Annotated in this window: 21 protein-coding genes; 11 read left to right on the top strand and 10 right to left on the bottom strand. The window is 64.6% G+C overall.

Annotated elements, in window-relative coordinates:
• Nucleotides 1-10: 10 nt before the first annotated feature.
• The 3 genes from QRQ56_RS26010 (at nt 11) to QRQ56_RS26000 (ending at nt 3,203) form a co-directional block, all read left to right on the top strand.
• A complete protein-coding gene (locus QRQ56_RS26010) occupies nt 11-1,165 on the top strand; it encodes an ABC transporter substrate-binding protein (RefSeq protein ID WP_438743979.1) in 1,155 nt (384 codons plus the stop codon).
• A 155-nt stretch (nt 1,166-1,320) separates the two neighbouring features.
• Nucleotides 1,321-1,905, top strand: coding sequence for a HutD/Ves family protein (locus tag QRQ56_RS26005; RefSeq protein ID WP_438743978.1), 585 nt, complete (start codon nt 1,321-1,323; stop codon nt 1,903-1,905).
• A gap of 104 nt (nt 1,906-2,009) precedes the next feature.
• Nucleotides 2,010-3,203, top strand: coding sequence for an adenylate/guanylate cyclase domain-containing protein (locus QRQ56_RS26000; protein ID WP_438743977.1), 1,194 nt, complete (start codon nt 2,010-2,012; stop codon nt 3,201-3,203).
• Nucleotides 3,204-3,208: 5 nt separating this feature from the next.
• Here the strand turns inward: QRQ56_RS26000 and QRQ56_RS25995 are convergent, their stop codons facing one another.
• The gene (locus QRQ56_RS25995) at nt 3,209-3,886 is read right to left on the bottom strand and encodes a TetR/AcrR family transcriptional regulator (RefSeq protein ID WP_438744277.1); all 678 of its coding nucleotides are present in this window, start codon (nt 3,884-3,886) and stop codon (nt 3,209-3,211) included.
• A gap of 76 nt (nt 3,887-3,962) precedes the next feature.
• Between QRQ56_RS25995 and QRQ56_RS25990 the strand changes: the two genes are divergently transcribed.
• The 5 genes from QRQ56_RS25990 (at nt 3,963) to QRQ56_RS25970 (ending at nt 9,828) form a co-directional block, all read left to right on the top strand.
• Entirely contained in the window at nt 3,963-4,439 is a 477-nt protein-coding gene (locus QRQ56_RS25990) for a peroxiredoxin family protein (protein WP_438743976.1), read from the top strand.
• A 27-nt stretch (nt 4,440-4,466) separates the two neighbouring features.
• Nucleotides 4,467-5,141, top strand: coding sequence for an SDR family NAD(P)-dependent oxidoreductase (locus QRQ56_RS25985; RefSeq protein ID WP_438744276.1), 675 nt, complete (start codon nt 4,467-4,469; stop codon nt 5,139-5,141).
• Nucleotides 5,104-6,045, top strand: a complete 942-nt coding sequence (locus QRQ56_RS25980; RefSeq protein WP_438743975.1) for a DMT family transporter — start codon at nt 5,104-5,106, stop codon at nt 6,043-6,045. Before QRQ56_RS25985 ends, QRQ56_RS25980 begins: the two co-directional genes overlap by 38 nt.
• Before the next feature lie 129 nt (nt 6,046-6,174).
• On the top strand, nt 6,175-6,969 hold the full coding sequence (locus QRQ56_RS25975) for an adenylate/guanylate cyclase domain-containing protein (RefSeq protein WP_438743974.1): 795 nt from the start codon (nt 6,175-6,177) through the stop codon (nt 6,967-6,969).
• Between the two features lie 183 nt (nt 6,970-7,152).
• The gene (locus QRQ56_RS25970; RefSeq protein ID WP_438743973.1) at nt 7,153-9,828 is read left to right on the top strand and encodes an EAL domain-containing protein; all 2,676 of its coding nucleotides are present in this window, start codon (nt 7,153-7,155) and stop codon (nt 9,826-9,828) included.
• Nucleotides 9,829-9,851: 23 nt separating this feature from the next.
• On the opposite strand, the gene QRQ56_RS25965 is transcribed toward QRQ56_RS25970, so the two are convergent.
• Complete coding sequence (locus QRQ56_RS25965; protein WP_438743972.1) at nt 9,852-10,127, bottom strand: hypothetical protein; 276 nt, start codon at nt 10,125-10,127, stop codon at nt 9,852-9,854.
• 300 nt (nt 10,128-10,427) lie between these two features.
• On the opposite strand from QRQ56_RS25965, the gene QRQ56_RS25960 reads away from it, so the two are divergent.
• The gene (locus tag QRQ56_RS25960) at nt 10,428-10,601 is read left to right on the top strand and encodes a hypothetical protein (protein WP_438743971.1); all 174 of its coding nucleotides are present in this window, start codon (nt 10,428-10,430) and stop codon (nt 10,599-10,601) included.
• Between the two features lie 40 nt (nt 10,602-10,641).
• Here the strand turns inward: QRQ56_RS25960 and QRQ56_RS25955 are convergent, their stop codons facing one another.
• The 5 genes from QRQ56_RS25955 to QRQ56_RS25935 form a co-directional block, all read right to left on the bottom strand.
• The gene (locus QRQ56_RS25955; protein ID WP_438743970.1) at nt 10,642-12,138 is read right to left on the bottom strand and encodes a sugar ABC transporter ATP-binding protein; all 1,497 of its coding nucleotides are present in this window, start codon (nt 12,136-12,138) and stop codon (nt 10,642-10,644) included.
• Nucleotides 12,135-13,229: a hypothetical protein gene (locus QRQ56_RS25950; RefSeq protein WP_438743969.1), complete on the bottom strand. Its 1,095-nt coding sequence runs from the start codon at nt 13,227-13,229 to the stop codon at nt 12,135-12,137. The genes QRQ56_RS25955 and QRQ56_RS25950 overlap by 4 nt, the downstream gene beginning before the upstream one ends.
• Nucleotides 13,226-15,343 carry an ABC transporter permease gene (locus QRQ56_RS25945; RefSeq protein WP_438743967.1) on the bottom strand — a complete coding sequence of 706 codons (2,118 nt, stop codon included), beginning with the start codon at nt 15,341-15,343 and terminating at the stop codon, nt 13,226-13,228. Before QRQ56_RS25945 ends, QRQ56_RS25950 begins: the two co-directional genes overlap by 4 nt.
• Before the next feature lie 76 nt (nt 15,344-15,419).
• Complete coding sequence (locus tag QRQ56_RS25940) at nt 15,420-16,436, bottom strand: sugar ABC transporter substrate-binding protein (protein WP_438743966.1); 1,017 nt, start codon at nt 16,434-16,436, stop codon at nt 15,420-15,422.
• A 29-nt stretch (nt 16,437-16,465) separates the two neighbouring features.
• A complete protein-coding gene (locus QRQ56_RS25935; protein ID WP_438743965.1) occupies nt 16,466-17,437 on the bottom strand; it encodes an ABC transporter permease in 972 nt (323 codons plus the stop codon).
• A gap of 248 nt (nt 17,438-17,685) precedes the next feature.
• Between QRQ56_RS25935 and QRQ56_RS25930 the strand changes: the two genes are divergently transcribed.
• Entirely contained in the window at nt 17,686-18,648 is a 963-nt protein-coding gene (locus QRQ56_RS25930) for a helix-turn-helix domain-containing protein (RefSeq protein WP_438743964.1), read from the top strand.
• A gap of 79 nt (nt 18,649-18,727) precedes the next feature.
• On the opposite strand, the gene QRQ56_RS25925 is transcribed toward QRQ56_RS25930, so the two are convergent.
• Complete coding sequence (locus QRQ56_RS25925) at nt 18,728-19,096, bottom strand: rhodanese-like domain-containing protein (protein WP_438743963.1); 369 nt, start codon at nt 19,094-19,096, stop codon at nt 18,728-18,730.
• Nucleotides 19,097-19,236: 140 nt separating this feature from the next.
• Nucleotides 19,237-20,355: a hypothetical protein gene (locus QRQ56_RS25920; RefSeq protein ID WP_438743962.1), complete on the bottom strand. Its 1,119-nt coding sequence runs from the start codon at nt 20,353-20,355 to the stop codon at nt 19,237-19,239.
• 284 nt (nt 20,356-20,639) lie between these two features.
• On the opposite strand from QRQ56_RS25920, the gene QRQ56_RS25915 reads away from it, so the two are divergent.
• A complete protein-coding gene (locus QRQ56_RS25915; RefSeq protein WP_438743961.1) occupies nt 20,640-21,002 on the top strand; it encodes a hypothetical protein in 363 nt (120 codons plus the stop codon).
• Between the two features lie 123 nt (nt 21,003-21,125).
• Here the strand turns inward: QRQ56_RS25915 and QRQ56_RS25910 are convergent, their stop codons facing one another.
• Nucleotides 21,126-22,775, bottom strand: coding sequence for an amidohydrolase (locus QRQ56_RS25910; RefSeq protein WP_438743960.1), 1,650 nt, complete (start codon nt 22,773-22,775; stop codon nt 21,126-21,128).
• Between the last annotated feature and the right edge of the window lie 103 nt (nt 22,776-22,878).

The raw sequence follows: 22,878 nt of genomic DNA, 5'->3' as shown, positions 1-22,878 counted from the left end.
GGAGTAAGTCATGAGGCAGTTCGCAGGGCCGGTCGGCATCGCGCTCGCGGCATCGCTATGGGCGAACATCGCGCAGGCGCAGAACACGGTCTACATCCCCGACGTGATCGAGCTGTCCGGTCCCGGCGCGGTCTCCGGCACCAACTGGCGCGACGGCGTCGCGCTCGCGGTCGACGAGATCAACAATGCCGGCGGCATTCTCGGGCGGAAGATCCAGACCGAGCATCTCGATACCCAGAGCAATCCCGGCGTCTCGCGCGCGCAAGTACAGAAGGTCCTGGACAAGGACCCTTACGTGGTGCTCGGCCCGATCTATTCCGGCTCGGTCAAGGTCAACATGGCGCTGACGCAGGCCGCCGAGATCCCGCAGATCGTCGGTGCCGAGGCCGCCGACATCACCACGCAGGGCAATCCTTTCGTGTTCCGCACCGCCTTCGGCCAGCAATTCTCGATGCCGAAGATCGCCAACTACCTGCACGACAGGCTGAAGGTGAAGTCGGTTGCGGTTCTCTGGGTCAACAATGATTTCGGCAAGGGCGGCCACGACAATTTCCTGAAGGAGATGAAGGCACGCGGCATCGAGGTCGCGGCCGACATTTCCACCGAGCAGGGTCAGGTCGATTTCGGCTCCGACGTCATCAAGCTCAAGGGCGCGAAGGCCGACGCGATTTTCGTCTATACCAACGAGGAGGAGAGCGCCCGCTTCCTGATCGAGGCGAAGAGGCAGGGCCTTTCAGCGCCGTTGCTCGGCGAGACCACACTGCTCAGCCAGAAGGTGGTGGAGCTCGCCGGTCCCGCGGCCAACGGCGTCCGTGGGCATGTCGGCCTGTCCGCCGATGCGCCCGTGCCTGGGATCGAGGAGTTCACGAAGAAGTTCAGCGAGCGCTACAAGTATCGGCCCGATCACAACGGCATCAAGGGATATACCGCGGTCTATCTCGTCAAATACGTCACCGAGAGAATCGGCAAGTTCGACAGCAAGGCCTTCGGCGCCGCCATGAAGGGCCTGACGCTGACGCCCGACAAGGCGCCGGGCATGCTGATGGAAGCAAGCTGGGACCAGAACGGCGACATCGACCGCGCCAGCTTTCTGGCCGAGATTGTCGACGGCAAGCAGAAGATCGTCGAGACCCTGCCGAAACTGAAGGGCGGCAAGGGCGAGTGAGGGGCGCAAGGGATGCGTAGCCCGGATGAGCCAAAGCGATATCCGGGGCCACGCTTTCGTTGCGCGAGTTGCCCCGGATTGCGCTCTGCTCCATCCAGGCTACGATAGCGTGCCGATAGTTCCGCACGCATGCCCCGCCTGGACAGTCCGAACCCATGAAAATCACGCTGCTGAAATCCGAAGACTACACCCGCTCGCCCTGGAAGAACGGTGGCGGCATCTTCACCGACATTGCGGGCGCTTGGCGCGCCGACGCGGCGGCGAAGGACTGGAGCAGCCTGCTCTGGCGCCTCGCGTCCACGCCGATCGTGGCGCCCGGTCCGTTCTCCCACATGCCCGGCATCGACCGGCTCCAGATGGTCGTGGGTGGACGCGGGCTGGTGCTGAAGTCGCCCACGCAGGAGTTCGACGAGCGTCAACCTTTTACGACGGTGCGCTTCACCGGCGAGATGGAGATCGTGACCGCGCTCGAAGACGGCCCCGTCGAGGTCGTCAATCTGATGGCCCGGCGCGGCGCGGCGGAGATCGAGCTCGTGGCGCTCCGCGAGCCCGGCACGCGGCAGCTTGCCGCCGGTACCCATCTGGTTTACGCCGCGCGCGGCGATTGCCGCGTCCGCCTCGATGGCGAGGACTTTTCAATTTCGCACGAAGACACGCTGAAGGTGGAGCTCGACGCGACCTCGCAGCTGGCGCTGGTGTCGGGGCTGGCGGTGCTGGGCTCGATCCGGCCGGTCGGCTAGCGCGATCGTTCCCTGCGCACAATCCGGGCAACTGGCCAGGTTGACGTGGCGCGGGAGGAGCACGATATGTGCTGGCGATGCAGACCGCCGCTGAAGGGCAGACGATGACTTCGCCACCGACCAACAACGCCCCCACGCAAGCCGTCGGCGTCATTGACTGGCTGACCAACGGCACGCGCGATGAGCGCTTCATCGACAACATCTTCGCGCAGATGTGCATCCGCCTGCAGCAGGCGGGTATCCCGCTGAAGCGGTCGACGCTCCACATCCTGATCAATCACCCGCAATGGCTGGGCGCCCGCTTCATTTGGTCGGACGGGATGCGGGACGCGGAGATTGCACTGGTCGATTACGACGTTCGCGAACGGTCCGAATATATCGGCAGCGCCGCCAACGAGATGCAGGACGGCGCGGCCGAGGTGCGCGAGAACCTCGAACGGGATGCTGCACTCGGCCGCAAGCACGCTCTCTATGACGAGATGCGCCAAAAGGGCCTGACTGACTACGTGGCCTGGCCGCTATACCACACGCTCGGCAAGCGCCATTTCATCACCTTCGCCACCGACCGTCCCGGCGGCTTCAGCGACGCGGACATCGCTGCCCTGAAGAGCGTCCTGCCGGTGCTGGCGCTGGTCAGCGAGATCCGCATCAAGAACCGCCTGGCCCGAACGCTGCTGGAGACCTATGTCGGCGCCCATGCCGGCGAGCTCATCCTGGCAGGCGCCACCAGGCGAGGCACCGGCACCACGGTGCGTGCCGCGATCATGATCTGCGACTTGCGGGAGTTCACCAAGATCTCCGACAACTGGCCGCGCGACGACGTCATCGACCTGCTGAACGATTATTTCGACGCGATGTCCGAGCCGATCGCACGGCACGGCGGCGAGATCCTGAAATTCATCGGCGACGGCCTGCTCGCGATCTTTCCGCTGCAACACGCCGACGCCTGCGCGGACCTGCTCCATGCCGTCACCGAAGCCCGCCAGGCCATGGCCGCCCTGAACGAGCGAAACGGCGCGACGGGCCGGGCGCCGCTCAATTACGGCATCGGTGTTCATGTCGGCGACGTCATGTACGGCAACATCGGATCGTCCAGCCGGCTCGACTTCACGGTGATCGGCCCGGCCGTCAACATGGCCTCGCGCCTGGAGACGCTCACGAAGCAGCTGGGACGAACGGTGCTGCTGTCACGCGATTTTGCCGAGCTGGTGCAGCCGCAATTCGAGCTGGAGCGCGTCGGCAAGCACGAGGTGCGCGGCTTCAGCGATCCTATCGAGCTGTTTGCGTATCACGGCTGAGGCCGTCAGGGCTCGAGCCGCGCGGCGACATGTTCGATAGCCATGTCCAGCGCCAATTCCAGAGGCCTCGTCGACCGCAGGGTCTGTGCGAGCAGGAGCCCTCCTTGCAGGCTTGCGAGCATCGCCTCTGAAAGCTCCTTCAAATTGCCGGTAGGCGTTCTCCCCGTGCGCGTCTGAATTCGCGCGAATGCCGCTTCGAAATAGCCTGCCCAGTGCGCGAAGCTTTCCGCCAGCGCCGCGCGCGTGCGCGGTGTCTCTGAGAGTTCGGCCGCCAACGAGCCGAGCGGGCAGCCGCCCGCGCAATTGGTCTGATCGGTCAACTCGACGACGGCGTCGCGCCACCGGCGGAGTCCGGTGAGGGAATTGAGCTTTCGCAGCAGGCCTTCGTGAGTTCCGAGCACGCATTCGGCTTGTCGCTGGATCACCGCCAGCACGAGCTCATCCTTGTCGGCGAAGTAGTGATAGAGCTGCGATTTGCTGGCCTTGCTGGCCTCGATCACCGCATCGATCGTCGTGTTTGCGGCGCCTCGCGCGCGAACGAGTTCGGTCGCCGCATCGACGATGCGCGCGCGCGTCGCCGCGCCCCGCGCCGTCTTGGGCGATGAGGTCTCCGGCGATGAGGTCTTCGGCGATGAAGCTCTGGGCAACGAGGTCTTCGGCAAGGCGGTCACGTTTTTGTTCATGGCTTTCACCGTACTTGACAGCACAGGGGCTGGCAAGTAATTGGACTAAATAGTCCAGTTTATGAAGAGGACAAGAATGTCTCGTCTCGACAATGGCAATGTCTTTCCGGCCTTGACGCTCGCCACGGTCGCCGACGGCGCGGTTTCGGTCGTGCAGCATCTGGCCGGTCGCTACGGCGTGGTCCTGATGTATCGCGGATCATGGTGCCCATATTGCAACGCGCAGCTTTCGGCCTTTGCCCGTGCGAAGGAGAAGCTCGATGAGCTCGGGATCGGGGTCGTGGCCATGTCGGTCGACGACAAGACCGCCGCGAGCGCGCTGGTCGAAAAGCACCGGCTGAATTTTCCGGTCGGCTATCGCGCCGATGCCGACGGGATCGCCGCGATGACTGGCGCTTACGTCAACGAAAGCCCGCGCTATCTGCAGTCCACCGGCTTCGTTCTCGACCCGGACGGAAGGGTGATCACGGCCGTCTATTCCAGCGGCGCGATCGGCCGGCTCGTGGCCGACGACGTGATCGGCCTGGTCCGTTACGTGAAGTCCAAGGCGTGATGCCCATTGAACCCCGGAGGCTCGGACGTGAATTCACATGAAGTTGCTGTCGTCGTCGGCGCGGGTGCCGGATTGGGCAACGCGCTCGTTGCCCGCTTCGCGGATGAGGGCATGCGCGTCGCCGCGGTTTCGCGCAGTGGCGGGACGGTCGAGCCCCGCGGCGATCTGGTTCGCAGGTACTCATGCGATGCGACTGACGCCGAGCAGGTCAAGGATGTGTTCGCGCGCGTGCGAAGCGCATTTGGACCGGCATCCCTGGTCGTGTTCAATGTCGGCATATGGGATCGGGGCGGAATCCTCGACATTTCCGAGGCGTTGTTCGAGCGGGCGTGGCGCACGGGTTGTTTTGCCGGTTTCCTGGTCGGCCGCGCCGCTGCGGCATCCATGTTGGAGAGCGGAGGCGGGACCATCATCTTTTCGGGTGCGACAGGATCGATCCGCGGCGGGGCCGGATTTGCCGCCTTTGCCTCTCCGAAATTTGCCCTGCGCGCGCTGGCCCAGGCGATGGCACGCGAGCTGGGCCCGAAGAACATTCACGTGGCGCATGTCATCCTCGACGGCATGATCGCGCAGGAGCACGACCCCTCGGAAGCCTTGCTTCAGCCCGGCGCGATCGCGGAGAGCTATTATCAACTGCACCGGCAAAGCCGCAGCGCGTGGACCCATGAACTCGACCTGCGGCCATCCAGTGAACGATTCTAGCTCGGCGATCGCCGCACCCGCCCGAGCCATCAATCCAAAGCCGCGCGACTGGCTGTTACTGCTGTCGCTGGTATTGATCTGGGCCGTCAGTTGGCCGGTCATCAAGATTGGTGTCGGTCAGATTCCGCCGATCTGGTATGGCTGTTTCCGCTATGCGATCGCGGCGCTCATCCTGTTCGGAGTCCTGATTGCGCGCCGTGAGCTGGCGCTGCCGTCGTCCGCAGATCTTCCTTTCGTCGTCGTTTCGGGTACGCTTCAGATGGCGGCGTATTCGGCGCTCACCGGTCTCGCCTTGACGATCTTGCCGCCCGGGCGCGCGTCCGTGCTGGCCTTTTCCACCCCCATCGTGGTGGCGCCGCTTGCGGCGTGGCGGCTGGGCGAAGACCTGGGGCCGAAGATGGTTGCGGGTGTATTGATCGGATGTGCGGGAACCGCCGTGATCGCCTCGCCGTCCTTTGCCGTTGCGGGCAAGCAGACCTTGGCCTACGCGATGCTGATGGCCGCTGCGACGGCGTGGGCCGTCACCATCGTGACCGTGCGGGGGCATCGCTTCGCCTCTTCGGCGTTGAGCCTCGCTCCCTGGCAGATGCTCATCGCCGCGATCGTGCTGCTCCCCACCGCGATCTCTGTCGAGGGACCGCCGCCGGCGATATCGCCGCTTGGCGCAGCCACGCTCGTCTACGTGGCGCCTGTCGCAACCGCGTTCGCTTACTGGGCCGTGGTCGAGGCCGGGCGCCGTTTTGCCGCCAGCGCGATGTCGATGGCGCTGTTGGCGACACCCAGCCTCGGCCTGCTGATTTCCGCATGGGCGCTGAATGAGCCGATCGATGTCTCTCTCGTCGCTGGCGTGGCTCTGACCGCAACCGGAATCCGTCTGACGATTGCGGCGAGGCGGAGCGGATGATCGACGAGACACACGCCGACGGCGAGCAATTGCTCGCCAGGGGGCGCATGACAGCTCGGTTGTTGCCAACGCAGAAATGTGCAACTAGGCTTCAACTGAACTAGCCATGGTCCGATTGGCCGCACCTACATGCCAAAATTCCTACGCATCGGAGTCCATCAGTCGAACGTATCGGGATACACATCGAAGGCATGGTGTGTCCGGCGGGTTGGTTCGGCGGTCTTCCTGAAATGGGGCGCCGTAGAAGTTCAGGGCGCCGGCGATGGGCGAAAGGTCTATTGGACGCGGTTGCCGCAGGAGAAGACTGTTCGTTGCGGTACGGCGCAGCGTGCCCAGGACTATGCCAAAGCCGCGATCGCCCGGCGCCGTAGCCATCGCTATGAGCCGCTTGACGGGCCGATCGCGCCCCGTCGCCGGGCAGAGGAGGGCGGCGCCGCGTCCAAGCAAGTGCTCGCCACGATTCTGATCGTCGACATCGTCGGCTCAACCGCAAAGGCGGCGAAGCTCGGCGATGCGCGCTGGACGAAGGTCATAGGCCATTATTACGCCGCCGTGCGAAAAGAGCTGAAGAGTTCGCGCGGCAAGGAAGTCGTGACGACCGGCGACGGCATTCTGGCGACGTTCAAGGCACCGGCGGCTGGAATCAATTGCGCGACCGCGATCCAGAAGGCCGTGCGTACGTTGGGGCTCGACATCAGGGTTGGGCTGCATGCCGGCGAATACGAGGTGAGCGGAGGCGAGATGGTCGGTCTCGCCTTTCACATCGGCACGCGCGTCGCCGCCAAGGCGCGGGCCGGCGAGGTCCTGGTCTCGAGCGCGGTCAGGGATCTGGTGGCAAAGTCCGAGATCCGCTTCAGGGATCACGGCGTACACCAGCTCAAGGGCGTGCCGGCGCGATGGCGGTTGTACCGGGTGGAGCATTGAGCGCGATTGCGCAACGGTGATCTCCGCTCGGTTCCCGGGCCGGAACGCAGCGGCGACCGGAACTCATTGACGGAATTGGCTTCTTCGGAGCCCCCACACTCCCGTTAAGGTCGAAGACACCAAGCGCTTTTACGTGTCCTTCGCCTCTCTGCCCTAGCCTTTCGAGCGGCTGGGACAATCTTGATGAGCTTCTTCGCGCGGTTTCGTGACGCTTTCGCGATCGGTGATACGACCGAACCGCTCGGCCGTTCGCTGCTCGTCGAGCAGTTCCGCGTGCTCCGCAAGCAGGTGCCGGTTCTTTACGCCGTGCTCGTGGTGAACAGTATCAGCGTCGGGCTGCTGTTGCCGAATACGGTGTCGGTATGGCTGCGATTTGCCTTGCCAGGTGCCCTCCTGACGGCCTGTCTGTTGCGCCTCGCCCAGTGGCTCCGGATGAAGCAGGCCGATTTCACCGCGGAGGAGGCGTACCGGGAGCTCGCAAGGGTTCGTCTCGCCACCATGCTGATCAGCTCCAGCTTCGTGATCTGGATCCTGGCGCTGTTCATGGTGGTTGATCCCGGTCTGCGCGTGTCGGTCTCGCTGCTGCTTTTCATGGGCTGCGTCGGCACCGCCTACTGTCTCGGCAGCTTCCCGCCATCGTCGCGCTCGGCGATGCTGATCGCAGGCGCACCGATCGCCACCCTCCTGCTGCTCTCCGGCGACGGCATGCTGATCTCGGTCGGCATCAATCTGATGGCGCTGCTGGCCCTGCTCGCCCGGATGATCAACACCAATTTCCGCTCCTTCGTGAAGATGGTCGAGACCCACGAACGGCTCGCCCTGGAAGGCGATCGCGCGCGGGCCGCGGAGCAGAATGCGACCGCGTTCGCGGAGCGCTTCGACAGGGCGCTCAACAACATGTCCCAGGGCCTGTGCTTCTTCGATGCCGATCAGCGCCTGATCGTCTGCAACCGGCAATATCTCGAGATCTACGATCTCGATCCGAAGCTGGTGCGGCCGGGCATGAAACTGAACGACATCGTCGACCTCCGCTATTCGATCGGCAGCGCACCGAAGATGGAGAAGACGGATTATCTGGTCTGGCGCAACAGCGCGCCGGTGATCGGCGAGGATTCGGATACGACCGTGGAGCTGACCAACGGGCGGATCGTGCGGATCCGCCATCGCCCGATGGAGGACAATGGTTGGGTCGCCACCCACGAGGACATCACGGAGCGACATCGAACCGCGACGGCTCTCGTGGAGGCGGAGGCCTCTTTCCGTCTCCTGTTCGAGGAGAACCCGCTTCCGATGTGGGTGGTCGATGCGAACACGCGCCAGCTCATCGCCGTGAACGGCGCGATGTGCCGGCATTACGGCTATTCGCGCCGGGATCTCCTGGCCATGTCCGAGCATCAGCTCGCCTATGGCGAGCCGCAAGCGGGAGCCGGACGCGACTGCGAATTGCACAGGACCGCCGACGGCGAGGTGATCGAGGTCGTGATCGATTCCCGCCCGCTCGCCTATGAAGGGCAGTCCGCCCATGTCTGCGTCGCCTTCGACGTGACGGAGCGGAATCGGGCGCAGCAGCGGGTGAACTATCTGGCGTGTCACGATGCGCTGACGGAGCTTCCCAACCGGGCCGCCCTGGACCAGCATCTCGGCGCCGCGATCGAACGCGCGGACATCACCGATGGCGCCTTCGCCGTGCTCTGCATCGATCTCGACCACTTCAAGGAAATCAACGACCGGTTCGGTCATGCCGTCGGCGACGCCGTGTTGCGCGAGGCCTCGCGGCGCCTGCAGGAGGCCGCGCAGGGATCCTACGTGGCGCGCGTCGGCGGTGACGAGTTCATCGGCATCACCGACCAGTTGCCGCTGCCGGCGACCGCGGAGCTGCTCGCCACCCGGCTACGGGCGCAATTCGAGCAGCCGATCGAGGCTGACGGCCATGTGCTGAAGATCGATCTCTGCGTCGGCGTTGCGCTCTATCCGAGAGACGCCGACAATTCCGTGTCGCTGCTGGCGAATGCGGATGCCGCGCTGTATCGCGCCAAGCACGAGGGCAGGGGCGCTGTGCGCCTGTTCACCAGCGCGATGGACCAGCAGTTGCGGGACCGCCGCGCGCTGGAGCACGATTTGCGGACTGCCGTCGAGCGCGGCGAACTCTATCTGGAGTACCAGCCGCAGCAGCACCGCGACGGCACGCTGATGGCCTACGAGGCGCTTGTGCGCTGGCGACATCCGGTGCGCGGCATCATCCCTCCGGGCGATTTCATTCCGATCGCGGAGCAGAGCGGCTCCATCGCGCAGATCGACGATTGGGTCCTGATGGAGGCGTGCCGGGAAGCGGCGTCGTGGGATCGGCCGCTGCGCGTGGCCGTCAACGTCTCGGCGGCACAGTTCCGCCGGGAAAATCTCGACCGGCAGGTCCGCCGCGCGCTGCGCGACAGCGGGCTTGCGGCCGGGCGTCTCGAGCTCGAGATCACCGAAGGCGTGCTGATCGAGGATATGCCGCGTGCCAAGCGGACCATGCGGTCGCTCAAGGCGCTCGGCATCCTGATCGCCCTCGACGATTTCGGAACGGGATATTCCTCGCTGTCCTATCTCGAAGCGTTTCCGCTGGACCGCATCAAGATCGATCGCTCCTTCGTCGCCTCGCTTGGCCAGAACGACCGATCGCTCGCGATCGTGCGGGCCGTGATCGGCCTCGCCCACGGGCTGGGGGTGCCGGTCCTCGCGGAAGGCATCGAGACCGAGCTTCAGATGTCGCTCCTGGTACAGGAGGGCTGCGACGAGATGCAGGGCTATCTGATCGGACGGCCGCACAGCCTCGTGCCGCCGAAGCCAGGCCAAAGCGCCAAACGCGCGGCGTCCTAAACGGCGACCGCGGCGCAGCGTGCCTAGCCGGCCGGACCGGTCCCATCGCATTTCGGGCATCGGCCGTCCGCGGCGAGTTTCAGCTGGCGGCCGATCTCGTCCCTGAGCGCGTCGGCCTCGAACGCCGTTCCATCGCTTCTCACAATGCGTTTGGCGCGTTCGTAGGCATGGCTTTCGGCGGCGTCGTCGCCCACGCGGATGATGACCCCGTCGTGGAAAGGGCAGGCCGTGGTCGCACGGGTCGTCTCGAGCGCGTAGCGCACGGCTGCCGGGAGATCGTCGAGATTGGCGGACATCATGGCTGCTCTCCCGATCGAGGCGGTCCAGATGGTGGCCTGTTGTCGGCGACGCGCGGTCGCCGAACCCAATTATTCCGAAGCGGCGCCCGGAGTGCCTAGGAGTCCGGGCTCCGCTTCGTCTGGCACCGGACAGCGCGCCCGATCCCGAATAGAGCATAGGCGCGGGAGGGTGGTCCGCTTTGACCCAACGCAAACCTAGGAAAGGTCCGTAGGGGATGGTCCGCAATTTCGCCGGCCGGCGTTCGGGCGCATAGAAGGAGCATGCACCGCCAAATCCTATTCAGGTGCCCGCGCACCGGCATGAACGTCCAGCATCGGATCGATGACGAGCGGCTCGAGAGTTCCGAGCCGGCGGATAGCTACGTGCCCGTGAGGTGTCCGGCCTGCATGTCGCTGCACTTCGTCAACAGCACCACCGGCAAGCTGCTCAGCGAGCGAACTGCACGGGCCGTGGCAAGACCGCGTTCCGCCTGATCCGTCCGCATCGCGTGTGCTGCGATGCTGCGGGAACCGATCAGTGGATCGCCGCGTACATGATGGCTTCCTCCGTCGCCTCCAGCGCGGAGAATTCCTCGACGACCTTGCCCTGCCTGCAAACCAGGATGCGGTCCGACAGCGCCATGATCTCGGGCAAATAGGAGGAAATCACGACCACCGCCTTGCCCTTGTCGGCCAGCGAGTTGATCAGCTCGTGAATCTCGACGATGGCGCCGACGTCGACGCCTCGCGTCGGCTCGTCGAAGATGATCAGCTCGGGATCCTGGATCAGTGATTTCGCGATCACCACCTTCTGCTGGTTGCCGCCGGACAATTCGACGACCTTGGCCTCGTCGCCGATGGCGCGCACCTTGAGGCGCTCGATCCAGGATTTTCCGCTCGCCGTGCTTTCACGCCGTGACAGCCAGGCGCGTCCCCTGGGAAACTTGGCGAGCAGGCCGAGATAGATGTTGCGCGCGATCGACGCCGTCTCGAAGAACCCTTCGACCTTGCGATCCTCGGTCACGTAGGCAATGCCTGCCTGCACGGCCGGCGCGGGGACGCGGTAGCGGACCGGCTTGTCGTCGAGGATCACCTCGCCGCCATGGAAGAAGTCGCGTTTCATGACGCCGGCGACGATCTTGAACGTCTCGGTGCGTCCCGCGCCGACCAGGCCGAACACGCCGGTGATCTGGCCCGCGAACACCGACAGCGAATTGTTCTTCACCATCGGCGCCATCTTCAGGTTCTGCACCGTCAGCACCCGCTTGCCCGAGGGGCGCACCGTCGCCTTGCGCGCGCCATAGAGCGTATTGGAGAGGTCGCGCCCCACCATGGCCTGGACGATGCGCGCACGATCGAACTTCGCGGCGTCGTCGGTCACCACATGCTTGCCGTCGCGCAGCACCGTGATGCGGTCGGCCAGCAGCAGCGCCTCTTCGAGCGCATGCGAGATGAAGATGATGGAGACGCCGCGCCGCTTCAGGTCCTTGACCAGGTCGAAGAAGTATTTCTTCTCCTCCGGCGTCAACGTCGCCGTCGGCTCGTCGAAGATGATCACCTTGGCCTTGTGAAGGACGGCGCGGGCGATCTCGACCATCTGCTTCTTGGCCGCTCCGAGCCCACCGACCGTCGCCGTCGGCGTCACGTCGAAATTGAGCGATTGCAGGAATTGCTGGGCCGCGATGTAGATGCCGCGCAGGCGGTTGTAGAATTTCTCCTGCCCGAGGAACAGGTTCTGCGCCACCGTCATGGTCGGCACCAGGCTGTTCTCCTGGAACACCATGGCGATGCCGAGGTTGCGCGCCTCCAGCGGCGTCTTCGGGGTGACCTCGACGCCGTCGACGCTCATGCCGCCTGAGGTCAGCGACACGACGCCGGCCATGACCTTCGTCAGCGTGGATTTCCCCGCGCCGTTTTCGCCGACGAGAGCGTGGATTTCGCCGCGCCGCAGGTCGAAATCGACGCCCTCGATGGCGGGAACGCCGGCGTAGAGCTTGGTCGCCTTCGACAGCGACAGGACGAGATCGTTCATGCCCGGGCCTCCCCGCCGAGGGAGGCGAGCGGCAGCCTGATGACGCGCCCGGGTCCCTTTGCGATCATGACGAGATCGTCGCCGTATTCGACGGCGGCGACGATGCCGTGGTTGACGCCGTCAGCCCGGCTATGCAGCGAATAGAGCGGAAGGCCGTCCGTCCCGAGCCGGATGACGAGACCATATGACCGCGGCGGCGCCCAGGGTTTCATCACGCCCATGGTCTTGATGTGGGCGCCTTGCAGCGGCTCCTTGAAGGAGTTGCCGGAGCGCAGGCGCGGCGCGACCCAGAACTCCGGGTCGATCTCCGCGATCATGCGGCGGCGATAGGCCGGCTCGCGCAGCACGAACTCGACGAGCTGGGTACGCGCGGTGAAGGCGGTGAGCCAGAAGCCGCCGCCGCGCGCCGGCGACAGCCGGGACGGGTAGACGGGCAGGTGCCGCAGCAGGTCGTTGCGCTTGCCGTCGGGCGCGATGGACACCAGGCGATGCCGCCAGCTTTCGCTGACGAGCACCGCGTCATTGCTCGCGATGGTGCCGAACGGGTAACCGAGGCCGCCGGCAAGCTGCGTGACCGCGCCAGTTTTCGGATCGAGCCGCAGCACCCGGCCGGTCCTGCCGAGCTCCATCAGATCGCGGGCCCAGTCGTCCACACCGCGCAGCGAGGATCCATCGGTTGCGATCAGCGTGCCGTCGGGCGCGGCAGCGAGCGCGTTGACGGCGTGCAGGCCTTGCGAAAATATCGACGCAGGCGTCTCGGCTGCGGGATTGTCGTAGACCAGGACCTCCGTGCCGCCGAGCGCGATTGCAAGGCCTCCACCCGGCAAGGATGCCAGCGCGGAGATCGGACGCTCGAAGCTGCGAACAAGCGTTGCCGCATGTCCGTCCAGGCGTATCAGCCGCACGCCGTCGGCAAGGAGCAGCGAGGTGCCGTCCGTGGCGAGATCCTCCGGAGCGTCGCATGCAAGCAGGATGTCCGCCTGCTCGAGCATCTGGTTGGGCTTCAACGCGCCGTCGAACGAGGGGACGGTGATGGCGGCGTCGCCGCGGCCGAGGAAACGGTTGGCGAATTCTCTGACGGCGGCGATCACGACGGCTTCCTCCAGCGCTTGTCGTACTGGACGAAATCGGGGTCGGCATTGTCGAGCTTGAAGCGGCCGATCCGGTTGTTGGCGATGCCGCCGAGATAGAGATAGCCGCGATGCTCTCGCATCGACGTGATCATGGGGTGATTGAGACCTTTGAGGTCCCAGAACGATTCCAGGATCTTGCCCTGCTCGTTGAATTTGACGACGCAGCCGGTGTTGATGTTCGGGAACAACCATTCGTCGACCGGCACGCGCTTGGCCATGCGCCGGCGGAAGCCCGGCATCTTCCAGGCGAGATCCAGCGACGGGCTGCGCATGCCGACCAGCGCCAGCCAGTAATTGCCGTCGGAGGCGAGGTTGATGTTGTCGGGATAGCCCGGCAGATTGTCCATGACGGTTTCGACCTCGCCCTTCCTGGGGCCTGCGAACCAGTAGCGCTTGACCGAACAGCCGAACGTCTCCGCGAACAGGATCGACTGCCCGTCACTGGCGACCGCGACGCCGTTCGGGAATTTGAGGCCGCGCAGCGCGGTATGGGTCGTGCCGGTCTTGGTGTCGTAACAGATGATGCGGCCATTGCCGCGTGCCTCCAGCCCGTCGACCGGCCATTCGTCCATCTCGTAGCGCACGGTGGCCTCGGAGAAGAAGATCAGTCCGTCGTCGGTGATGTCCAGATCGTCGGCGAGCCGCAGGCGGCTGTCGTCGTTCACGGAGTAGAGGCTGCGGTTGGTCTCGTCGGTGGCTTTCTCCACGGTGCCGTCGGGCTTGATGCGGTAGAGCCCCATGCCGCCGATGCAGACATAGAGATTGTCCTGCCTGTCGAAGGCCATGCCGAGCGGCTGGCCGCCGATATGCGCGAACACCTCCATTCGTTCATAGTCCGGCGGGAAAAAGCGGATGATGTCGCCGTGCCGCGAGCCCGCATAAAGCACGTCGTTGCGGTCGAGAATGACGTCCTCGGGCGCCTCGATCCGGCCGAGCCCGATCAGGGAGACGTCGCGCAGCCTGTCGTTCTGCTCGAACGGCCCGCCGCTGCCGATCTCGGTCGGCGGCGGTGGCGGCAGCGCGTGATAGGTCGGGGCGACGTAGACCTTGCTGATGATCCGGGTGCGGTTCTTCTGCCAGCGGATGTCGACCATGGCGGCCGCCAGCAGGATCGACGCCAGCGCCATGCGGTTGACGCCGCCGCGTGCGTTCATGGCGGTCAGCCCGTTGGTGACGAGCAGGACGATGAGCACGCCGACCATGGATTTGACGACCGAGCCCTTGCCGCCGCCGAGCGTGATGCCGCCGAGCACGGTGGCCGTCAGCACGATCACCTCGAGGCCGACGCCGATGTCGCCGCCGACCGTGCCGAGCCGGGCCGCGAAGAACAGCGCGCCGATGCTGGTCAAGACGCCGCTCGCGACATAGCAGAGCGCGATGGTGCGGCGGACCGGAATGCCGGAATTATAGGCCGAGCGCCGCGAGCCGCCGATCGCGGTGATGTGCCAGCCGGGCCGAAGGCGCGTCAGGAAGACGTGACCGAAGATCGCGATCACGATGTAGACCAAGGCCACGCTGGGAATGCCGAACACGCTGCCGCCGCCGATGAAGTCCCAGGACGGGATGTCCGGAAAGGCCGAGGCGATGGCGTTGGAATAGCGCTGGATCAAGAGGTCATAGGCCGAGCGGTAGATGATCAGCGTGATCAGCGTGGTGATGAAGGCGCGCAGCCTGAGATAGCCGATCAGCACGCCGTTCACGGCGCCGAGCAGCCCACCGACGATCATGGTGACGACCACCACGGCGGGGACCGGCCAGTTGAGCACGTCGAGCAGATAGAGCGCGCAGAAATCCGTCAGTGCGAAGATCGATCCGACCGACAGGTCGATGCCGCCGACGATGACGACCAGCGCCATGCCGAGGCCGATGAAGCCGATCTCGCCGGCTTGCCGCGCGGTGTCGGCGAGGCTCGCGGGGGTGAGGAAGTGCTCGAGCGAGCGGCTCAGCGCGAAGCCGATGATCAGGAGCAGGATCACCGGAATGGCGGTTTCGGTCCATCGTTTGGACAGGATCTCGCCGAGGAGATGGTCCGGCCAGTAGCGATATCGGAGCCTGGTCAGTGTCTCGCGCATCTGCCTTCCGCTGATTCCATGAGCACGGTGGCGCGCTCCGCACCCGAAGGAGCGGAGCGCGGAGCTTTCGTTGCGATCACTTCTTGAGGTCGGAGAGATTCCAGCACGCCGTCTGGGTGTCGGCGTTCTCCTTGGTGATCGGGATCAGCGTGGTGTATTCGGAGCCCTTGATCGAACCGGGCTTCGCGCCCGACGACAGCAGCCATTTGATCGTGCCGGCCATTTGCGCGGCCTGCGTCGGCACGTCGTAGCTCATATTGAGGTCGAACGAGCCGTTCTTCACGAGCTCGCATGCGCCCTTGCGCTCGCCGCCGCCCGACGTGGCCAGGAACACCTTGCCGGTCAGGCCGGCTTCCTTGATCGCCGCGGCGGTGCCGATGTCCATGCCATCCCAGAAGCCGACGATGCCGCAGAGATCCGGGTTCTGCTTCAGCACGGTCTGGGTGATCGCCTTGGCCTTGGCGGCGTCCCAATCGGCCGCCTGGCTGGAGACGACCTTGATCTCGGGATGCTTGGCGAGGATGTTCTCGACGCCCTTGAGCGTGTAGGCGCTGGCCGCCGCGGAGAGCGCACCCTGGATGATGGCGATCTTGTTCGACTTGCCTTGGCAGGCCTTCACCACGCCCTCGGTCTGGCGCTCGCCGATCTCGATCCAGTTGGCGCCGACGAAGGCCGAGCTGCGATAGGCCGAGCCCATGTTGATCTGGATGACGTAGATGCCTTCGTTCTCGGCGCGCTGCAGCAGCTTTGCGTAGGTCTGCACGTCCGGATTGTGGATCACCATCACCGCCGGCTTCTCGGAGATCAGCGAGGTGACGGCCTGCGCGCCGGCATTGGTATTCCAGTTGGGATCGCGAATGACGAACTTGACGCCGAACGGCTCGAGCTCCTTCTTGAGGCCCGCATACCAGCCTTCCGTCAGATCGAAATTCATCGCGACCGGCACGTAGGCGACGGTCTTGCCGGCGAGCGCTTCCCGGAACGGCTTCTGGAACGGCTCGTCGAGCCCCTGCTGGGCGAGCGCCGGGACCGTGCCGGCCGAAAGCGCCAGTGCGGCGATACTCGCAAGCGCGAATTTATGCATGCAGGCCATTGTCTTCCTCCTTGTTGGACAGGCGTAGATCAGATGTCGCCCTGTTGGGCCGTTTCTTCGTTGCGTGGATTGAGGAATGTGTCGGTGATGACGGCGACCAGCAGCACGAGACCCTTGATCAGGTTCTGGCCGGCATAGGGGACGTTCAGGATCGTCATGCCGTTCAGCATGGTGCCGATCAGCAGCGTGCCGATGATGACGTTGACGACACCGCCGCGTCCGCCGGACAGGCCGATGCCGCCGAGCACGACGACGAGGATGACGTCGTAGATCAGCGTGGAATTGAAGATGCGGGTCGGCATGGAGTTGACGGATGCGGCCATCACGAGGCCGGCAAAGCAGCCGATCAACGCGGCGACGACATATTGCAGCACGATGATGGGCCGCGACGGGATGCCGGTGACGCGCGCCGCGAAAGGATTATCGCCGATCGCGTAGATGTAGGCGCCCCATCGCGTCTTGCGCAGCAGGACGAAAACCACGACGCAGGCGATCGCGAACATCACGATCGAGGTGGGGATGCCGAGGATGCTGCCCTGGCCGAGCCGCTCGAAGCCGGCCATGCCGTCGCTCCATTGCACGACGTCGAGCTGGAACAGGGCGGCCTGGCCGAGGCCGGCGACGAACAGGCCGGTCGCCAGCGTCGCGAACAAGGGCGGCACTTCCGCATAGGCGATGAGCCAGCCGTTGACGAGACCGATCGCGATCGAAAGCAAACCGGCCGCGAGCAGCGAGGCCGGCAGCGAATGTCCGTTCTGAACCATCTGCAGCACGAGGCCGCCGGGGACCGCGAGCGCCGCGATCAGCGACAGGTCGATGCCGCGGCCGATCACCACGATCGCCATGCCGAGCCCGAGGATGCCGAGCACTGCAACGTTCTGCAGCAATGTCAGCATGTTGTCCGCGGAGAGAAAGCCGTTCAGGAATATCGAGAAGCTCAGGAAGAGTGCGGCGAAGACCGCAAACACGATCTCCTGCTGGCTGATCCGAACGCGCTTCATCGCTTGCCATCCCTCGGGGCTCGGCATCGCGCATGCGGGATCGCCGTCTCCGCGCGCGCTAGCCTCCCCCCCGTCCCAAGATTCGTTTTGTGCTTGATAGGCGAGAGACCCCGATGTGACTTGCGTCAACGCGCAAACCTTTTGCGCTGGCGCGCAAAGAGTCTTGCGCGAAGCTGACGGGAACCTAAGATCGAGGCCAATGTACTTTTGTGCGCTGCACAGCCAGACCTCGCTGTAACGGGCCGCCGATGGATCTCGTGTTTACGACCGAGGAGCTTGACCCCGCCCGGCGTTTTGCCGCCTGGCAGGACGCCATCTGCGATCACTACGTCCATGTCGACGTCAACGCGGTGAAGCCCGCCGACTATCAGGGCTTTATCCGCGAGGCGCAATTTGGCCCGGTCACGATGAGCGACGTCTTCCTGTCGGAGCAGCGCATCTCGCGGCGCGAGCGGCACATCGCCAAGCTCGACAAGGATTGTTACTACGTTCAGTTTCTGCAACAGGGCAGCATGGACGTGCTCCAGGCCGGCCAGACCCTGGCAACCAGTCCGGGCACCGGTGCGATCTTTTCGGCCTCCGATGCTTACGATCTCGAATGCTCGAACCAATTCCGATCGCTGTATCTGGAAATTCCGCGCAAGGAATTTTCGTCTCGCTTCGCGGAGGGCAAGATGCCGCTCGCGGCGACGATTGCGACGGGCCGGGGCCTCGGGCGGATCGCCGCCGAATTCTGCGCGCTGCTCGCCTCGGAGGCGTCAAGCCTCGACGATGCGGCGCGGGGCAAGCTCGGCCACGAGCTGATGGACGTTCTGGCGCTCGCGCTCGACATGGGCGACAAGGACGAATTCTCGGAGGATGCCACGGCGCGGAGGGCGCGGCTGCGCTCCGTCAAGGCCTGGATCGAGGAGCACCTCACCGAGCCCGACCTGTCGCTGGAGAAGATCGCCCGGAGCAATGGCGTCTCGCTCCGGCATCTGCATTATCTGTTTCGCTCGACCGAGATGTCGGTGTCGGAATGGATTTTGAACCGCCGCCTGCAGCGTTGCTACGATGCGCTGATGCGCCCCGAGCTGCGTGCGCTGTCGGTGACCGAGATAGCCTATCGCCTCGGCTTCAGCAGTTCGTCGCATTTCAGCACGGTGTTCCGCCGGAAGTTCGGCCACAGCCCGTCCGAGCTGCGGCGGCGGCAGACTGGGCCTATGGAGTAGCGCGGAGACCGTCGCGCCGGGGCGCCGGTGACGGCGCTCGGCGGCAACGGGCCTCCGGCAGGGCGTGCGGCCGCGCCTGCTATTTCTCGACGGCGCCGGTCCAATCCTTGAAGCCGCCGACATTGTAGACCTTGTCGTAGCCCATGTCCTTCAGCAGCTTGCCGGCCAGCGCCGATCGGCCGCCTGAGGCGCAGTAGAGAATGACGGTCTTGCTCCTGTCGAACGCCTTGTCGTGATAGGGCGATTCCGGGTCCGCGCGAAACTCCAGCATCCCGCGCGAGACATGCACGGCGCCTTCGATCTTGCCGCTGGCGGCGACCTCCGGCGCGTCGCGCACATCGAGGACCAGCGTGTTGCCGCTTTTGATCATCTCGGCGGCCTGGTCGGACGTGATCTTGGGGACGGCCGCGTTCGCGGCTTCGAGCATTTGCTTGACGCTGGTGGGCATGGGTTTTCTCCGTACGTGCTTCCGCGCAGACGATAGCACGTCAGCGGCGCCTTGCCTCATCCCATTGGAGGACCCTGGCGCGCGAAATAAGCGACTTCACGCACCGCTCTCTGTTCGATGTCTTCGATGCTTCGCCGCTCTCACGGCTTCAGCCGCGACATGCAGAGCTTCTTGTCCTGCTCCTTGTGCTGGAAGCCGTAATTGATGCAGGCCCGGTCTTCGGCCGGCGTGTGCTTGGCGATCTTCAGATAGATGCGGGACGGTTTGCCCTCGCCGTAATACAGATCGCCGGAGACGGCGACCGCGTCGTCGCCGACGAACTGGTGCCGGTAGAACTCGCCGTCCTCCTTGATCGATCCGAAGCAGCCGCGGATGAGATTGAGCAGCCGGTCGGTGCGCTCCTCGAGCTCGCGGCGGTTGGTCTTGTCGTAGTGCCAGTCGCAGGCGTAGGTCGGAACGATGCGAATCGTGATGTTCTTTTCGGTGCCGATTTCAATGGAACATTCCGGCCGGACCGCCAGAAAGTCCTGCGAGACGGTGATCGGGGTGGCGTATTCGTCGATCTCGGCGATGTCGCTGATCTTGACGCCCTTGCTGCCGAGCGTGCCCGGCGTAATGAACCACTTCTCCTTCTTTTCCTTCGTGATGCCCGCAAACAAATTGGGAGCGTGGCCCGCTACGGTGCGAATCTGATCGCAAAACGGGGCGCTCTTCTGGCTGGCATCGACGGTCTTCACGGCGGGTGTGGACTTCTCCTCCTTGGCGAGTTTGTCGGCCTGGATTTCCTTCAGCTTCTTGATGGCCTGGGCCAGATATTCGAGATCGGCCTTCGCGCAGGCCTTGCCCTTGCGCGCCTCGCCCTCCTTCAGCCAGGTGGCGTACAGTTTGTCGGCCGAGCCCGTGTCGCAGCCGGCCTCGATCAGCTTGATCTTCTCGTTGTAGTAGGCCTGCTGCTCCTTCAGATTGTTGTCGGCATCGATGCAGTCGAGCGCGTCGCCGCGCTGCTTGGTGAGGCGGTTGTATTCGTCGCGATCGAGCTCGTTCCGGTTGGACTTCTCCCTGATCGGCGCCATGGTGACGGACCTCAGGTCCGCGATGGCGGCGCGCTCGCGCGCGTTGAGATTGAGGGCAGCCTCCCGTTCGGCGTCCAGACGGTGCTCCACACTGAAATCCGCCGGGCACCGCTTGGCGTCGCGCGCCGCAGCCGGCGCGAGCTGTGCGGCAAGGGCGAGAAGGAGGCAGGAAGCGTGGACGCGCATGCAAAGATCCTTGGCTCGGGCAATGCGGTCAGAATAGCGTGGCGGTGCGGACAGGCAAGGCGGAGTGAGGCGCAAACCTCGGCAATCCCGGGCGATGAATTTCCGCTCGCCGCCGACATGATGCTTGCGGGGCCTGCGAGGCGACGGGCAATATCGGGGCGAAGATCATCGAGCTTTGAATGACCCGTTTGGGTCATGCTGGTACGACCGCCGTCAATGAATGATACGACGCAACCCGCCTGTAGAGCGCTCATTTCGCCCGCAATCCGCGGCAGGAGATGACGATGACTTGCTCTATATCGACCGGCCAGCCCTGCAAGCACTGCCGTCCGCCCGCGGAGATCGAGCCGCTCGGCTTCCAGGCCGACTTTACCGCGGCCGAGCATGAAATGATCCTGCGCGGCTTCCAGCCCGACGAGATGGAGCAGAAGTGGTCCGTTTGCTGCGACGGCGACTGGGTGTATTTCTGCCGGAGCTGGACCAAGTTCATGATATTTGCGCTTCGCCTGGAACGAACCGCAGCCGGTGCGCGCGTTGCCGATTCCCTGGTCAGCAGGGATGCCAAGCAGTATCGCTCGACGGACCTCGATTACGATCGCCGACTCGTGCGCGAGTTCATCGACGGATGGTTGCTTTGTTCCGATTGATCCTGCTTGCCCGCCTTCCGGGCCGCCTCGACGAAGCACATCTGCAGCTGCACCAACGGACAATGGCACGGCTGCTCGAACCCGCGGCCAGACCGCTATGAGCGACAGGGCGGGCGCCAGCTCCTACTTCGCGCTCGCAAATGCATCCGCCGCGTAGACGACCTTGCCGCCCACGAACGTCAGCACAGACGCCGTGGCGCCGATCTGCTCGACGGGTACGGACATGAAATCCCGGTCGAGGATCGCGAAGTCGGCGAGCTTGCCGGTCTCCAGCGTACCGCGCCGCGTCTCGTCGAAGCAGAACCAGGCGCTTCCCACGGTGTAGAGCCGCAAGGCGTCTTCACGGCTGGGCGTTTCGTCCGGGCCGCGGGTCGACAGGCCACCGACGGTCCTGCCGTCGAGCATCCATTGCAGCGCGACGAACGGATTGTAGGATGCGACCCGATGCGCATCCGTGCCGGCTCCGACATGGACACCGGTGCGCAGCGCCGTGACGATGGGCGGCATGCTGCGCGCGGCTTCGCCGACCTGCGCCACGATGCGGTCGCCGCCGAGATACATGGCGTCCTGCATGGTCCAGCCGATGCCAAGGGCCTTCATCCGCGCCAGCGTTTCGGGCGAGGTGTTGTCGAGATGGGCGATGGACCAGCGCAGCGGCGCGATCGGGGTCTCCTTGTTGACCTCTTCATAGAGGTCGAGGAGCTCCCGGACGGATTTGTCTTCCTGCCAATGGATGGTGACCGTCAGACCTTGTTTGGCGGCCCAGCGGATGATCTCAAGGAACTTGGCCTTGGCGGCCGCGTCGGGCGCGTTGTTGTTGTACATCGCGCCGGTGATGCGCTCGCCGATCCCGTTGAAGCGCAGCATGTCGTCGCCGAATCCCATCGGCAGGAACGGCGTGAGGTTCTTGTACTCCTCGAATTCCGCGCCGATATTCTGGGCGAACAGGCTATAGGCGACCCGCACCGACAATGATTTCTCGCGCCAGAGCTTTTGCAGCGCGGCGTAATGGCTGGGATAGATGCTGAAGCCGCCGGGGTCCACGATCCCGGTGACTCCAAGACGATTGAGCTCGGTGAAGAATTGCCGTGTGCCGGCGACATTGTCCTCGAAATTCGGCCTCGGCAGGCGATCGAACAGCGCGGAGATGCTGACGATGGAGCCATTGAACCAGCCGGTGGTGTCGCCCGATGCGGCGCGTTCGGCGGTGAAGCCGGATGGCAACTGGTCCGAGGATACCACAAGGGCCTGCTGCGCCTTCGGCGTGATGAGCACAGCCGAATAGAACAGCTGGATCCAGGCCGGATTATCCGGAACGGCCGCCATCACCTCGGCGAGCGTCGGCCGCCGCTTCTCCGCAAACTGCAAATCGCTCCAGCCGCCGGCCACGATGATCCAGGACGTCGGGCGCGCTTTTGCCGCCTGGCGCAGCCGTTCCATCGCCTCGGGAATGGTCTTGGCGCCGATCCAGTTGACCTCGGTTGCGTAGGTGAGGCCGGCGCGCACGGCGTGAATATGCGAATCGATCAATCCCGGAATGATCGTGCGACCGCCTGCGTCGACGCGGCGGGTTGCCGGCCCGATCAGCCCTTCCATGGCATCGTTGCCGCCGACGGCAACGATTCTGCCGTCGCGGACCGCGAGTGCTTGCGCGATTGTTGAGGCAGCATCCAGCGTCACGATCTTTGCGTTCGTGACGATGAGGTCGGCCTTTTGTGCATAAGCCAACGGGGCCCAGAACGTGATCACCAAGATCGCCAGAAGCTTGCGCATGTTCGGTTCCGGAATGAGAGAGGCGGGAGCGAGGGAGGCTGGAGCGGCGTCACACATCTGCCGCTAGCTTCGCTCGTGGCATCGTGTGTCGCGATCTTGATCA

Origin of the sequence: Bradyrhizobium sp. U531, assembly GCF_051710265.1 — a bacterium.
In the GTDB taxonomy this organism is placed as follows: Bacteria; Pseudomonadota; Alphaproteobacteria; order Rhizobiales; family Xanthobacteraceae; genus Bradyrhizobium.
Note: the sequence above shows the minus strand (reverse complement) of the source record. Positions and strands in the feature narration are given on the sequence as shown.

What these genes read in the sequence shown, in the direction of transcription:
- QRQ56_RS26010 (WP_438743979.1), top strand. Translation starts at nt 11, where the DNA reads ATGAGGCAGTTCGCAGGGCCGGTCGGCATCGCGCTCGCGGCATCGCTA.
- QRQ56_RS26005 (WP_438743978.1), top strand. Translation starts at nt 1,321, where the DNA reads ATGAAAATCACGCTGCTGAAATCCGAAGACTACACCCGCTCGCCCTGG.
- QRQ56_RS26000 (WP_438743977.1), top strand. Translation starts at nt 2,010, where the DNA reads ATGACTTCGCCACCGACCAACAACGCCCCCACGCAAGCCGTCGGCGTC.
- QRQ56_RS25995 (WP_438744277.1), bottom strand. Translation starts at nt 3,886, where the DNA reads ATGAACAAAAACGTGACCGCCTTGCCGAAGACCTCGTTGCCCAGAGCT.
- QRQ56_RS25990 (WP_438743976.1), top strand. Translation starts at nt 3,963, where the DNA reads ATGTCTCGTCTCGACAATGGCAATGTCTTTCCGGCCTTGACGCTCGCC.
- QRQ56_RS25980 (WP_438743975.1), top strand. Translation starts at nt 5,104, where the DNA reads ATGAACTCGACCTGCGGCCATCCAGTGAACGATTCTAGCTCGGCGATC.
- QRQ56_RS25975 (WP_438743974.1), top strand. Translation starts at nt 6,175, where the DNA reads ATGCCAAAATTCCTACGCATCGGAGTCCATCAGTCGAACGTATCGGGA.
- QRQ56_RS25970 (WP_438743973.1), top strand. Translation starts at nt 7,153, where the DNA reads ATGAGCTTCTTCGCGCGGTTTCGTGACGCTTTCGCGATCGGTGATACG.
- QRQ56_RS25965 (WP_438743972.1), bottom strand. Translation starts at nt 10,127, where the DNA reads ATGATGTCCGCCAATCTCGACGATCTCCCGGCAGCCGTGCGCTACGCG.
- QRQ56_RS25960 (WP_438743971.1), top strand. Translation starts at nt 10,428, where the DNA reads ATGAACGTCCAGCATCGGATCGATGACGAGCGGCTCGAGAGTTCCGAG.
- QRQ56_RS25955 (WP_438743970.1), bottom strand. Translation starts at nt 12,138, where the DNA reads ATGAACGATCTCGTCCTGTCGCTGTCGAAGGCGACCAAGCTCTACGCC.
- QRQ56_RS25945 (WP_438743967.1), bottom strand. Translation starts at nt 15,343, where the DNA reads ATGCGCGAGACACTGACCAGGCTCCGATATCGCTACTGGCCGGACCAT.
- QRQ56_RS25940 (WP_438743966.1), bottom strand. Translation starts at nt 16,436, where the DNA reads ATGGCCTGCATGCATAAATTCGCGCTTGCGAGTATCGCCGCACTGGCG.
- QRQ56_RS25935 (WP_438743965.1), bottom strand. Translation starts at nt 17,437, where the DNA reads ATGAAGCGCGTTCGGATCAGCCAGCAGGAGATCGTGTTTGCGGTCTTC.
- QRQ56_RS25930 (WP_438743964.1), top strand. Translation starts at nt 17,686, where the DNA reads ATGGATCTCGTGTTTACGACCGAGGAGCTTGACCCCGCCCGGCGTTTT.
- QRQ56_RS25925 (WP_438743963.1), bottom strand. Translation starts at nt 19,096, where the DNA reads ATGCCCACCAGCGTCAAGCAAATGCTCGAAGCCGCGAACGCGGCCGTC.
- QRQ56_RS25920 (WP_438743962.1), bottom strand. Translation starts at nt 20,355, where the DNA reads ATGCGCGTCCACGCTTCCTGCCTCCTTCTCGCCCTTGCCGCACAGCTC.
- QRQ56_RS25915 (WP_438743961.1), top strand. Translation starts at nt 20,640, where the DNA reads ATGACTTGCTCTATATCGACCGGCCAGCCCTGCAAGCACTGCCGTCCG.
- QRQ56_RS25910 (WP_438743960.1), bottom strand. Translation starts at nt 22,775, where the DNA reads ATGCGCAAGCTTCTGGCGATCTTGGTGATCACGTTCTGGGCCCCGTTG.